10 protein-coding genes are annotated in these 12767 nt (G+C 63.2%); 3 read left to right on the top strand and 7 right to left on the bottom strand.

The window, feature by feature from the left end; translation table 11 throughout:
* Window positions 1-120: 120 nt before the first annotated feature.
* Both TF1_RS12955 and TF1_RS12960 read left to right on the top strand, forming a co-directional pair.
* Complete coding sequence (locus TF1_RS12955) at window positions 121-1227, top strand: S1 family peptidase (RefSeq protein ID WP_016188200.1); 1107 nt, start codon at window positions 121-123, stop codon at window positions 1225-1227.
* Between the two features lie 102 nt (window positions 1228-1329).
* Window positions 1330-1704, top strand: coding sequence for a DUF3054 domain-containing protein (locus TF1_RS12960; RefSeq protein ID WP_011290930.1), 375 nt, complete (start codon window positions 1330-1332; stop codon window positions 1702-1704).
* 700 nt (window positions 1705-2404) lie between these two features.
* Here the strand turns inward: TF1_RS12960 and TF1_RS12965 are convergent.
* The gene (locus TF1_RS12965; RefSeq protein ID WP_016188199.1) at window positions 2405-2707 is read right to left on the bottom strand and encodes a GntR family transcriptional regulator; all 303 of its coding nucleotides are present in this window, start codon (window positions 2705-2707) and stop codon (window positions 2405-2407) included.
* Window positions 2708-2917: 210 nt separating this feature from the next.
* Here TF1_RS12965 and TF1_RS12970 point away from each other — a divergent pair, with 210 nt between their 5' ends.
* Window positions 2918-3367, top strand: coding sequence for a hypothetical protein (locus TF1_RS12970; protein WP_011290928.1), 450 nt, complete (start codon window positions 2918-2920; stop codon window positions 3365-3367).
* Window positions 3368-3921: 554 nt separating this feature from the next.
* On the opposite strand, the gene TF1_RS16175 is transcribed toward TF1_RS12970, so the two are convergent.
* From TF1_RS16175 to TF1_RS12995, 6 genes are all read right to left on the bottom strand, one after another.
* Window positions 3922-4629, bottom strand: coding sequence for a hypothetical protein (locus TF1_RS16175; protein ID WP_155983527.1), 708 nt, complete (start codon window positions 4627-4629; stop codon window positions 3922-3924).
* Window positions 4622-5794, bottom strand: coding sequence for a C40 family peptidase (locus TF1_RS12975; RefSeq protein ID WP_011290927.1), 1173 nt, complete (start codon window positions 5792-5794; stop codon window positions 4622-4624). The genes TF1_RS16175 and TF1_RS12975 overlap by 8 nt, the downstream gene beginning before the upstream one ends.
* Entirely contained in the window at window positions 5794-6444 is a 651-nt protein-coding gene (locus TF1_RS12980) for a hypothetical protein (protein ID WP_011290926.1), read from the bottom strand. The genes TF1_RS12975 and TF1_RS12980 overlap by 1 nt, the downstream gene beginning before the upstream one ends.
* An 86-nt stretch (window positions 6445-6530) precedes the next feature.
* On the bottom strand, window positions 6531-8894 hold the full coding sequence (locus tag TF1_RS12985; RefSeq protein ID WP_041427639.1) for a hypothetical protein: 2364 nt from the start codon (window positions 8892-8894) through the stop codon (window positions 6531-6533).
* Entirely contained in the window at window positions 8891-11374 is a 2484-nt protein-coding gene (locus TF1_RS12990; RefSeq protein ID WP_011290924.1) for an ATP-binding protein, read from the bottom strand. The genes TF1_RS12985 and TF1_RS12990 overlap by 4 nt, the downstream gene beginning before the upstream one ends.
* Window positions 11371-12767, bottom strand: a 1397-nt coding sequence (locus TF1_RS12995) for a MinD/ParA family ATP-binding protein (RefSeq protein ID WP_394326524.1), incomplete at its 5' end; no start/stop codon positions are given. The genes TF1_RS12995 and TF1_RS12990, both read right to left, overlap by 4 nt.

The following is a 12767-nucleotide window of genomic DNA, read 5'->3' on the forward strand; positions in this document are numbered from 1 at the left end:
GATTGTCCGTTAGGTGGATAGTGTCCCTTCCTCGGACTGACTGTCCGAGACACTCCACCCGGTGGGCTGATCGGAGTCCCCCGCTCCGCCTGACTCCGACAACCCAGAAAGGAACGGGTCGTGAACCATTCCTCCCGAAGAACCACCTCCCTCCTTTTCACTGCCGCGCTGGCCGCCACTGCACTGGTCGCCGCCACCACCCCCGCCTCCGCCCAAGAGCTCGCCCTCAAACGCGACCTCGGGTTGAGCGACGCTGAAGTCGCGGAACTGCGCGCCGCCGAAGCCGAAGCAGTCGAGCTGGAAGAGGAGCTGCGCGACTCCCTCGGCTCCGATTTCGGCGGCGTCTACTTGGACGCGGACACCACAGAGATCACGGTCGCCGTCACCGACCCCGCCGCCGTGTCCCGTGTCGACGCGGACGACGTCACCGTGGACGTTGTTGATTTCGGGGAAACCGCCCTCAACGACTTCGTGGCGTCCCTCAACGCGATCGCTGACACCGCTGACCCAAAGGTCACCGGCTGGTACACCGACCTGGAGTCCGATGCGGTAGTCATCACCACGCTCCGGGGCGGCACTCCGGCAGCCGAAGAGCTCGCCGAGCGGGCTGGTCTGGACGAGCGGGCCGTGCGCATTGTCGAAGAGGACGAAGAGCCGCAGTCCCTTGCCGCCATCATCGGCGGCAACCCCTACTATTTCGGGAACTACCGCTGCTCTATCGGATTCTCGGTCCGCCAGGGCAGCCAGACCGGCTTCGCCACCGCGGGCCACTGCGGTTCGACAGGCACGCGAGTCAGCTCCCCCTCAGGCACTGTCGCCGGATCGTACTTCCCCGGCCGTGACATGGGCTGGGTGCGTATCACCAGCGCTGACACCGTCACCCCGCTCGTCAACCGCTACAACGGCGGAACGGTGACCGTCACCGGTTCGCAGGAGGCCGCCACCGGCTCTTCGGTGTGCCGCTCCGGAGCGACCACCGGGTGGCGCTGCGGCACCATCCAGTCGAAGAACCAGACCGTCCGCTACGCGGAAGGAACCGTCACCGGCCTGACCCGCACCACTGCCTGCGCTGAAGGCGGCGACTCCGGCGGCCCGTGGCTCACCGGTTCCCAAGCCCAAGGGGTGACCTCGGGCGGCACCGGTGACTGCCGGTCCGGCGGCATCACGTTCTTCCAGCCCATCAACCCGCTGCTGTCCTACTTCGGACTGCAACTGGTCACCGGCTGAGCCGGTCTTCTCGGCCCCGGGTTCCCCTGTCGCGGCGGTCCTCGGGCCGCCGCGGCGGTGGGCCCACACGTCTGACCAGTCACCCACCGTTAGGCTGGAGCTATGCGTTCTGTTTCGGCCGCCGTTGTCGACGCTGCCGTAGTCGTCCTCTTCGTGCTCATCGGACGGTCCAGCCACGGTGAGCCCAACACCCTGATCGACGTGGTCACCACCCTGTGGCCGTTTGCTGCTTCCCTCGCCTTGGGGTGGATCGTCGCCCGAGCCTGGCAGATGCCTGTCGCCCCCTTGCGCACCGGCGTGGGAGTGTGGGCGATCACCGTCGCCGCAGGCATGGCGCTGCGTGCCCTCTCCGGCGGTGGAATCGCCGTGTCGTTCATCGTCGTAGCGTCGCTGTTCCTCGCCGCAGGCCTCATCGGCTGGCGTGTCGTCGCCACCCTGGTGCTGTCCCGCCGCACCACCACTCCTACCCCCCACTGACTCCACACACGGTGGGCGACGTGTCCTGCGGAGGCGTTCCCGCTGCCTGTCCTACTCGTACCCCCGCGGATGTCGACGATGTAGACCAGGGTTGCGCCTCCCAGAACACCCACGGCGGCATGGCCCGCGTCACGGTAGGTCTCGTGCACTGCCCGACCATGCCAGGCAGTGGAGAGCCGGGCATCCCGCGGCTGCCCAGTCAGGCATGGCATAGACGGACAGTGTGAATCGCGTGAGGGCCTGTCCGCACCCTCCTGTCTGCCATGGTGGGCAAGGACACCAACGCGTAGCGGAGCTGGATGTCAGAGTGGCCCGCTAGCGCTGTGGTATGCGGGCTGCGGGCGGTCTAAGAGGTGTGCCTGGTGATGAGGAATGCCTCGCTGAAGAGAGTCGCCCTCACCATGTCCTGATCGCCGCAGAGCCATGCCCTGCGTTGTCTCCGGGAAGCCGCTCGCGAGAGTGACGGCATCGTGGCTTCCCTCTCAACATCTCTAGGGGCCACTGGTGGTTCGTGGAGGACCCGCGCAAGTCCCGGGAGGCACACAGTTGGTGACGGCGAGGTCCACACTGCTCCGACGATGATCGGCTCAACGACGTAGGCGGTTACGGGGATGCGGACGTATCTGCCGAGGTGGGAAGAGCTCCGGCACACGCCTAGGGCTGTTCCCTGATCGTGCGAACACGAGCCAGGAGCGGTCTCTCATTCGTTTTTAGGCCGCATGTGCTCCGGGAGCACGAACACACCTCGACCGACCACTGACCGAACCAAGCCTTGTTCCTTGAGCCAGTTAACCGCACGCTCGGCGGTTCCCTTGGCAATGCCGAATTCCTGGTGGAGCTGTTTCACGCTCGGGATGGGCTTACCAGGCTGGTACCAGCCTGCTCTTATCCGCGAAAGCAGGATGGCCGCAATCTGCTTCCACACCGGATCGATGCACACCGGGTCAATCTCACTGTCTGGTCCGTACTCCCGGGACAAGGGTCCTAGATCTTCCATGTCCATAGCTTGCGTTACCACTTTTCACCGTACGTCTTCTGGTGTAGGCATGGGGACTCATGGTTACCCACCGGTTGGCAAGCCAAAGTCTTTGAATCCTTGTGTATGAGTGGGTAGGTGTGGGTAGGCTAGGGGAACGTCTAAGGAACACGAAAAAGCTCCCGCGGTCGCGGCCACGACCCGGGAGCATGGTCAACGCTGCATGGGAGCGCTGACGTGGTCAGTCTACTGCTCAACTGGTTGGGCGTGGGTTTCCGCCTGCTCAGGCCCGTGACTGGGGTGCACGCAGCCCCGAAGTCGGTTGTCGCCACTCTGGAAGCCCCGTCCGTCCGCTCCCGCAAAGCACGGGAGCCGCATTCTCACCCCGCACCGACCGCCAAGCAAAACACCACCGCGAGCCGCCGCGGCCCGGTTCCGGTAGTCGACCCGGACAACGTCAATCCGCAAGCCGCTTTGATCCGTCCCTACTTCGTGGCGCATGAACGTCAAGCCGCTCTCGGGAGGTTTCTGATGTCCGACCTTGCCAAGGCTGACGCCATTTATGACCGGCTGAGCGAAGCGGTCCGCGAGCGTCTGGACGACCCGGAACTAGCGGACGCTTTCGAGCACCTCGACGACTGGCTGCGTGCGGGTCGCGCGCTTCCCACCCCGTGGAAGCGTGAGTAAGTCGCTGCGGTAAGCCTTCTTCCCTCCCACCAGGGCCCGTTTTAGCTCTCCGCCTCTCCTGGAGCTAGCGGGCCCGTTTTGCGCCTGGCTACAGGTACGGGGTATGGACTGACCGCGGATACGGGAGCGCGTACAGCTTCGGTCTGCTACGGGACAGGAAGCACGCCGTAGGCCACACCTTCGGCTATGCCATACGCGACTTCAACGATGGTTGGCTGATCTCCGTGAGCAGCTACGGTGCCCGTCCAGGCGTCTGCGAGTTAGCCGAAAAAGCCGAGTGGGCCTGAACACATCCGACCCAATGAGGCAAGAGAAGGAACGTTGCTAGCCCGCCCTAGGAAGCTCGAGCACGCCGATCTTTTCTACGACTCAACTTTCCGAGGAGTTAAAAGACTGTTCACAGGACGCCGGTACGCCAGTCTGAGCGCTCCCGACCATAACACACAACATTGCCTTCAGAATTTCCTTCAGAGAAGCAACACTGCAACTCAACGGTCTGCATGACCGCTCTTCGATAGCGGTTGCACATATTTTCCAAAATTATCCCGTAAAAATCAGTCTGGAACAACTCGATCTAAAGTCTCTCTAATTTCTGGAACCAGCTTCCTAACAAAAATCAAGTAATCATCTTCAATAGAAGATCCTTGACTCGCCTTATTTTTAAACGAAAAGCAAAACAGAGAATTTTTTACCACACCCGCAAAAATAAAAACTTCTTCCTCCTTCCACTTTCCGTAGATGTAGCGACTTCCCCCAGGAACTCCTTCAACCTCACCTTCACCCAACACACTTTCTACAGGAAATTCCGCCTCCTTTAACGCATCCTCCAAAGCAACCGAAGGCCCCCCCACTAAAGATTTATATGATAGAACTACATCAGATTCAACAGCTCCACCAATAAAAATATCCCACGAACACTTATTAGAAATTTCGCGAACTTCTGAACTTGGATTCTCTATCGCTGTATCAAGAAAATTTTCTCCATCATCCAACCTGGCTTGATAGACAGAATTAAAAGACTGCATATCTTCAAGATCTCTACACAAATCAAAAGATCCAGCCTCCAAGTATGTAATAGGTCCCCTCGTTGGGGTCACACTGCTAGAACCTTCAGAAACACTCCCCATTCCATTAGAAATAGAGGAAACAAACATTTTAATGCTACTCGATATGACCCATACAACCAGAAGTCCCGCAATTAAACCAGAGACAACTATAGAAATAAAAGCTTTAAATCCGTGAAGTCCTTGCTTCTTACCCACGGTTCTCCAACTGAGCCAACTGTGCCTTCGCTTCCGGAGCCTCCAACGGCCTAGTGAATCCCATGATCGGCGCTCGGTTAGGGCTGTCGTATTCGCGTACCGCGATCGGCCCACAGTTGGTGCACCAGGCTTCAACCATCAGGCCGTCCCCGATCACCATGCCGACATGTCCTGGCCCTGGGGGTTCTCCTGGCCGCTGCACGTCGAAGAAGACCAGGTCTCCTGGCTGTTCCTGTCCCTTGGGAATGCGAGGGCCGAAATTCCATTGGTCCTGAGAGATGCGGGGAATCGTGACTCCGATGCTCTCGTAGGCCCGCATGACTAGCCCCGAGCAGTCAAAACCGTTCGGCCCTGTACCACCCCACACATAGGGTTTGCCTCGCTGGGCCAGTGCCCAATCCACCACCGCTTGGACCAGATCGTCCGGAGCGCTGCCGATGAAGTTACCGTCAGCGGTCAGCGTGCAGTTCACCGCGGTAGCGATGGACGCGCTCGCCGTGTACGAGCCTTCCGCGTACTTCTCCGCCCACTCCAAAACCTCGTCGACATACCACCAGGCGTGGTTGTAGGCGTAGATCGCCTGGCGGATGTCCTCCTTGGCACCGTGGTCGAGCAGATAGTCGGCTGCGGCGGGAATGGCATCCTCTGGGTCGTACACGTTCACGATGCCGTCGCCGTTACCGTCCTGGCCGTAGCCTTCCTCTGGACGGTCCTCGACAGGCATGATCGGTTCTCCACCCCAGCTATTGCCTGCCGCAGACCCGTCCAGAGCACCGAACTGCATCGGTCCGGCCGCACCCCAGTCGTTGTGTCCTTCCGTGATACCCGGTCCGTCCCAACGACCGTGGTGGCTTTCCACCTGGCCGATCCCAGCCAGCACGTTCCACGGGATCCCTTTTTCCTCCCCGACCCTCTGGTAGATCTCCAGGTAGTTTTCCGGGATGGAGTTCTCGGCGTACCCGGAGGCTTCCACCTGTTCGGTCTCACTGGTGCATTTCAGTGCCCCAGAGGTGAGGTTGGCGACGCTTTGATTGACCGTGGCCAACGGAATGACGACCATTGCGATGGTCACCACGCCCGCGATGAACAGGCCGACACCGATCGCAAATTGGGTCGCGCAGTTGCCGTCGTCAGACGGAGGTACGCGGACGAACAGCCGGAGCATCACCCGCCTCCCAGGTTGCCTGCATCAGCCGGTTGGAAGTCGTAGACCCGCCAGCTCCCGCCTTCTTTGACCATGGTGACGGCGAAGTCTCCGAGATTCTGGGCTTTACCGTCATCGCTTTCCGTAATGGACTGCACTTTGAGGATGAAGACGATCGACTCATCGTCGAAGCCGCGGATCGACTTGACGACCGCCCGCCCAGTGGAGGTCGCCTTCTGTTCAGCGCGTTCTCCCCACAGCGCTTCAGCACCAGAGCTCTGCGCGAGAGTCCGGGCATACTCCTTGGTGGCGTGCTCGCCGAGCCTGTCGTAATACTCCTGGGGGGATTTCGAATAGTCGATGGTGCCGTAGTCGGTGGCGAACTCCTGGGCCACAGCCGCTGCAGCAATGAACTCTTCTTCGCTGAAGGGCAGCCAGTCGGCGAGCGCCATATCTTCAGCCGCCACGGTGGGCAGCGGCTCGACAGGCTGGTCCTCTCCCCCTTCCTCCAGGGTCTCAGTCCTGCCGCCTTCGGCCACCTGCTCCTGCTGCTCCGGGTCTGACGTGTCAGAACCACCTCCCAGGCTCCAATAGATGCCGAAGGAGACGAGGGCCACGATCAGGACACCGAAGACAAGGCGCTGTGCGCCGTCGGAAAGTGGCTTGGACATGGGGGCTTTCCTGCTGGTGAGGTGGTTACAGGGGTGGGGTCAAGGTGCAGGACCGCTATGCGGCCTGCACCTTTGAGCTGGCGGGGTCAGTCATCGCTGTCCAACCAGAAGGGCACCTCCCGCGTACGGTCGCGACGCCCAGCACCCTCGGCCCAGAACGGGCTGATCGGAGCGTCCTTGTCCTTGCGGGACCCGCTCAGCCAGGTACCGCCTTCGCCGCTGCTCTGCTCACTGGAGCTCGGTGCTGGCGCGGGTCGGGCAGGCGGCGGAGTCCGTTTTTCACCCCGGGTGCCAGGCCCAGCCCACCGGGAGGGGCGAGGCAGTGTGCTGCCCTGGGGCGGGGTCTCCGTGCGGCCTCCGAACAAGCCGGTCCCTGAGGCAGAGGAGTCCGCTCGTGGAGGCGCGGCGTCTTTACTGGCACGCGGTGCCGCTTCGGCGCGATGCGCGTTACCGGAGGAACCTGTCCCGAACACTGAGCTCCATCCGGTGTCTCCGACCCCGGTGTAGCCGCCGGCCGGGCGCGGCGGAATGGCCCCGCCACCGCCGGTTCCTTCGAAAAGACTGCTGCTGGCGGATGATGCCGTGCTGAGTCGGGGTGCTTGGGAGGAGTCCCGTTGCGGTGCGACGCCAGCCCTTGAGGCACCGCCGGATTTGGAACTGCCGTCGAGGTTCAGCGGAGGCGGAGCCGCTTTACCCGGGGTCCGGCCGTAACCCGCCACTCCCCGGGCCCGCGCGCGACCGCCGCTCTCGGTAGCGGTCGCGCCCTCGTTGTCGCCTTCCGTCGCGGTGGCAACGCCCTCGGCTTCTGCTGCATCGGCACCGGCTGCCGCTCCTGCTGTCGCTGCCGCACCAGCCGGAAGAGCAGCGGCCCCAGCCGCAAGCTGTGGTGCCCGATCAAGGCCCCACTTCTGCGCTTTCATGTAGGCCACGGGCGGCAGGACATTCGCGCTGGCGGCCAGCACCCGGCTGTTGAGCGCATCGTTGACCATGCGCGAGGTGAAGGTATTGGCGTTCACCGAAGCGAAGAGGTTCGCGAAAGGCTTGCGGTAGATGAACAGCGCCACGGTGAACAGAGCCAGCAGAATCATCTGAAGGCCCCAGCCAAGGTCAGTGGCCATCACCAGGCCGTAGCACATGACCAGAAGCGCGATGAGAAGGACGACGAATATCTGCTTGAGCAACAAGCCGAGCAGAAGTTCAAACCAGCGGACTAGAACTGTACGCCCATACCCAGGGTGAACGCCAATGAGGAGGAATATAGGAGCAAGCAGCAGGAGGAGAAGAAAACCTATCTTGAGGACGATCAAGGCTACAGAGCCTACAAGAATGACTCCGCCAGCAAAGATGGAAGCGAATAGCGCGAGGGAGGCTACTCCAAGACGAATTCCTTGCTGACTCCCTTCGAAGATTGGATAAACTTCTGGATATGCATTCTTAATATTGGCGGATATCTCTTCGTAGGAAGCTTGCTTTTCAGAATACAGCTCTGCAGCGTCTATTTCTCCATTAGCTATTTGGTACTGTTCCAGGCGGCTAACTCCCTGAGCTTCCAGGAGATCCATAGCGTGATATCTTGCCGCAACGTTCGCCACTGGCCCCGTACCAAACTCGCCAGCAATCCACGGCCTACAAACAAGGCCGGACCAAAGCATTTGAGAATTCTGTCGGACAGCAAAATCGTTTGCACTCTCCCATTCCGCTTTCTCCATATCAGGAGCTCCGGCAGGACAGGTAACTGTGCCCCCAGGAACATTAACCTTAGAAAGGGAAGAGTTGATTAGCTGACCTCCAGAATTAACTATCGTTCCCGCATATCCCAGGATCTGCCCGGGGTTAACGAGTATCCAGATACCCAGGGTGGTAGCGACCACCATCCATACGGCGCTCTCGATGGTGAGGGTGACTCGCTTGCGGATGAGCCCGTACCAGCCCAGCCACACTGCGCCAAGGATGATCACTGTGGGCAGGAGCGGGCGCCAGATTCCTTCCCGGAGTTCACCGATAACGTTTTCAACCAGACGGTTAAAGTTGTCCAGCAGGCCGTCCGAGGTAGCCGCCTGATAGACGGTGATCGTCGACTGGTTGATCGTCTTAGACAAGTCCCAGGCGGTATTGCTCAGAGTAGCCATCGCACTGGAACTCAGTTTGTCCACGCAGGACTCACGAATGGTGTGCCACTGCTGTCCGGCAGTTCCGTACTGGCCGTAAATGCTGGCGTCCGGAGGAAGGCCGTCGGGCGAAGCGGCTGCTGCATCCGCTGCTTGAGGTGGCACCAACAATCCGTCTACACCCGAGCCTGCTGCTTCAGGTTGGGGTGCTGGCTCCCCTTCACAACCCGGAACGGCGGCTTGCACTGAGCCGATCGGGACGAGTAGAAAAGCCAACATTAACGCGGCCAAAAAAGCGACCCTTCGCAGGTCGAACCGCCGAACCCGGCCCAGCAGTGTCATGGCAGCGGCTCCCGAATGTCCCGCGTGGTGTTGCCCACCAAAGCGCCGTCCTCCTCAACCTGGGGCTTTCGCCGTGTCGGGTTGGTGTCAAGCCACCGGAGCAGCTCTTCCGAAACGAGGTCGACGGCGATACGTCCGGCTCGCCCGTCGAGATCCCGGAAAATGCATTCCCCATTTCCGAGGTTGCGCAACGCAGCAATGTGTTCTTCGGAAGGCTCGATTCCAAGTAGCGACATCACGTTACGCACCTCGACCCGCTCTGTGGAGCGGAAAGCGAAAACACTGGAGATGCAGTTGGTGACCTGTTCGTTCAGCAAGTCACCGGCGTTTTGGCTGACCAGAATGAGCGCCGTATTGCGGGAGCGCCCCATACGAGACACTTCAGGCACCAATTTGGCGCCTTCCGGTGTCGAAGTGACCGCCCATGCCTCGTCGAGGAAGATCGCCTTGGGCACCCGCCAGTCCAAACCGTTCATCAACCGGCGGGCGAACTGGCTAACCAGGTAGAGCAAGGCCACGCTGAGCCGCTGCTCGTAGCTGTAGTCGTCACGGTGGACCGTCGAGTCCGGCAGGGTGAGACCGCCGAGGGTGAACACGGTCGTCCATCCCTCCGTGTCGACCTGGGTGTCACCCTGCGGGTGGAAACAAAGCCGGGCCAACCGCATCTCGGACATGGACCGCAGGACCGCGCCCAGGTTGCGGGATGCGGCGTCGTCTGCGGACTCCAGGTAGGTGACGACCTTGCCGAGGCTGGGCTGCGGCTGGTCGGCGACCGCTGCCACCGCCTGGATCATCGCGGATTCGCGTTCCTCGCTCATGCGGGGCAGCAGCAGCCGCAGGGTTTCCGTGGCCATCGTCTTCTTCGTCGGCAGGTCATCGCCGAACCCGAACGGGTCGAGCAGCCCGGCCTGTGCCGACTCCAGCGCCATGATGCGCGCTTTGCGGCCGCGCCGCTGCAGCAGTTTCACCAGGGATGCGGCGTCGCCCTTCGGGTCGATCGCGGCAACCGTGACCCCGCGCAGCGCCAACTGGTAGATGAGCAGCAGCGCCAGTGTAGTTTTACCGCCGCCGGGCTCCCCGGTGATGGCGATAGCGGTGGGACGGTTGCGGGCAGCCGCAACCAGCGGGTCGAAGTGCACGATGGACCGTGCCCGGCCGATAGTCTCCCCGATGTACGGGCCGATCCAGCCCGCGCCACTGGAGTCTTTGCGGTCGCCGAGCTCCACGGTGGCGGTGGGCATGCCGCCCGCGATCGTGCGCAGCGGCTGGCGCTGCACGTACGCTTCCAGGCGCAGCCGGTCCCCCGGCAGCGATTCGCAGAACAGGGAGAACTGGTCGCCGGTGGATTGGGTGAGGTCGATACCGATGTCCCGGTAGTGTTCGGTGACCGCTTCGACCCGTTGCACGAGCAGGTCGTAGGTGGGGGCGGCCACGATGAGCCGATACCAGCCGTACACGAACGGCAGCCGCTCTTTCGTGATGCCGTGCTCCAGCATGCGGGCGGCGTTGATCTGCTCCACCAGGGCGATGTCGGGTTCGGCCCCGGCTTCGCTCATGTGCGCCTGCATGTCGCGGGCATGCGCGAGACGGCGCGACACGTCCTTACTGGCCTTGGCGGGCGGCACCAGTTTCATGCGCAGCGACGCTTCCACGGGGAACGGGAGCGCGTCCGCGTAGTGCAGCCACGGTTCGCCGTCCGGGAACGGCATCAGGTCAGGGAAGCGGGAGAACGACAGGTAGGAGACGTAGGCTTCCCCGCCGGGCTGTTCCAGGCGCAGGTAGGAGCGGCCGTTGTGGATGACTCCGTCGACGAGCGCTTCGATTTCGCCGCGGCCCCAGCGGCGGCGTCCCGCAGCCGACTCTCGGGGTTCTTCAATGGTGGCGGTGACGGAGTGGCGGAGCAGCCACGCGAGTTCGCTGGCCCGGGCGTGGCGGGCATGCAGCGAGCTGGCGGCGAGTGCCCGGCCAAGGCGTTCGGCTTGGGCGGTCCAGCGGGCGATCTCCCGGTCGTCGACCGCGTCGTCTTCCAAGCCGAGGGTGCGCTCAGTGCGCTGGTAGATGCCGAGCAGTTGCGCGAACACGCCTTGGGAGAGTTGGGCGCGCACCCCGCGCTGCCCCAGGCGCACCCCCAGGTAGACCTCTTTGGTCCAGAAGTCTTTCGCCCACACGTGCCGGTACATTTCGTCGAGGTACTCGTACCAGCCGGGCCCCGAGTCGGATGTTTCATCGAGCCGGGTCGCCCATTCCACCGCCGGATAGGTGCGGTGGGCGATCCGCAGGTGCACTTCCGCGTCGTTCATCCGGATCGCGGCGAGCGCGATCGTGATGTTGGTGGCGAAAGCTTCGCGCTCCTCCGGTGTGGAGAACTCGTAGGAGAAGGTGGGCAGGCGGAAGTAAGCCCATGCTTCGGTGTCGCTGAGCAGCACGCGATCGTCGAAGTAGCGGACCGCCAGCCTGCTGGCGCGTCTGCTGAACTTCATCGGCTCTCCTCCTGCGCTGATGTGGGGCGGCGAAGCGGCGTCGGGGCGGCCGTTTCACTTCGTTGGTGCCCGGTGTGGCTAAGGTGGTCGGCGACGACCGCCGCGAGTGCGGCGTAGGCGCGGCGGGTGGTGTGCCGCAGGGACCGGACTTCGATGACGGACTGGGCCGAAGCGATGTGGTCGTCCCACGGGATGCGGACAATGGCGCGGCAGTTGCCGCGGGCGACTTGCTCAGCGGCGTCCACGTCGGTGAGGCTGCGACGGCTGACCCCGTTGATGACGACGATCGACCGGGACCGCAAGTCGGTGTAGCCGTGGCCGTCGAGCCATTCGAAAGTCAACGCGACTGAGCGGGCCGCGTCCGCGCTGGCGGGGGCGACGAGGACGAGTCCGTCGACGACGGGCAGGGCCCGGGCCACACCGGTGGCGGCCGGGTCGAGCAGGATGATCTGGTAGTGCCGCCGCAGGGTGCCGGTCAGGGTGACGTAGTCGCGGTCGTCGAGGGTTTGCACGTACGGGTCGTCGAGGGTGGCGACGACTTCCAGTCCGCTGGGGGTGCGTGACGTGTAGTCGCGCAGGGTGGAGTAGGCGTGCAGGGCGTCGGTGTTGGCCAGCAGTGAGGTGAGGGTTTCCGGGGTTTCGGTGCGGATGCGCCGCGACAGGCTCTCCGGTCCCGGGTTGATGTCGACGGCGACGACATGGTCGTCGCGGTAGGCGGCCAGGGTATGGCCGAGCATGAGGGTGGTGATGGTCTGTCCCGCGCCGCCAGTGCAGCCGAGGACGACCACGCCGCGGGAGCCCGCCAAGGGTTTGCGGAGCCGTTCCATTTCGGCGGGCGACAGTTGGGGTTTGGCGTTGGCGGAGTGTCCGCCGGTGACGACGCGAGCCAGTCGGCGCCAGCCGCGCGTGCCGGAGGCGTCTTTGAGGGAGGCGGGTTTGGTGCCCGCGGAGGTGCCGCCGCGGGGCGGGGTGGCGCCGGTGAAGTGCTGCTGTTCCCCGGTGCCGTGGTCGAGCTGCAGGTCGGGTTTGCTGGGTGCGGGGCGTTTCTCTGCTTCGTCGGTGTGCTGGTCCGGGGTGCTGGTGCCTCGGGCGGGGGTGAGGATGCCGCCGACTTTGCGCGCGTTGTCCACGAACCGGGTGAAGAGGCCGCGGTCCGTGTCCGAGCCGGTGGTGGTCGGCTCGGGTTCGGTGTCCGGGGTGCGCTGGGGGGCTTGGCCTGCGGAGCGGACTCCGCGGGCGAGCCGGTTGGAGTGGCGTCGGGGCAGCGGGTCGCGGTTGTCCCCGTCGGCCGGGGTGGTGCGTTCGGCAGGGTCGGTGAAGCCGCGGCTGCGCAGCGCGGCCTGTTCGATGGCGGCGAGTTCTTCTTCGGTGCGGCGAGGGCGGACCGCGTCCA

This window comes from Thermobifida fusca NBRC 14071 = JCM 3263, assembly GCF_001592045.1.
Taxonomy (GTDB): domain Bacteria; phylum Actinomycetota; class Actinomycetes; order Streptosporangiales; family Streptosporangiaceae; genus Thermobifida; species Thermobifida fusca.

Bases quoted from the DNA above. Each gene is read 5' to 3' on its own strand.
- TF1_RS12965 (WP_016188199.1), bottom strand. From the start codon at position 2,707: ATGGACATGGAAGATCTAGGACCCTTGTCCCGGGAGTACGGACCAGAC.
- TF1_RS12960 (WP_011290930.1), top strand. From the start codon at position 1,330: ATGCGTTCTGTTTCGGCCGCCGTTGTCGACGCTGCCGTAGTCGTCCTC.
- TF1_RS12990 (WP_011290924.1), bottom strand. From the start codon at position 11,374: ATGAAGTTCAGCAGACGCGCCAGCAGGCTGGCGGTCCGCTACTTCGAC.
- TF1_RS12980 (WP_011290926.1), bottom strand. From the start codon at position 6,444: ATGTCCAAGCCACTTTCCGACGGCGCACAGCGCCTTGTCTTCGGTGTC.
- TF1_RS12985 (WP_041427639.1), bottom strand. From the start codon at position 8,894: ATGACACTGCTGGGCCGGGTTCGGCGGTTCGACCTGCGAAGGGTCGCT.
- TF1_RS12975 (WP_011290927.1), bottom strand. From the start codon at position 5,794: ATGCTCCGGCTGTTCGTCCGCGTACCTCCGTCTGACGACGGCAACTGC.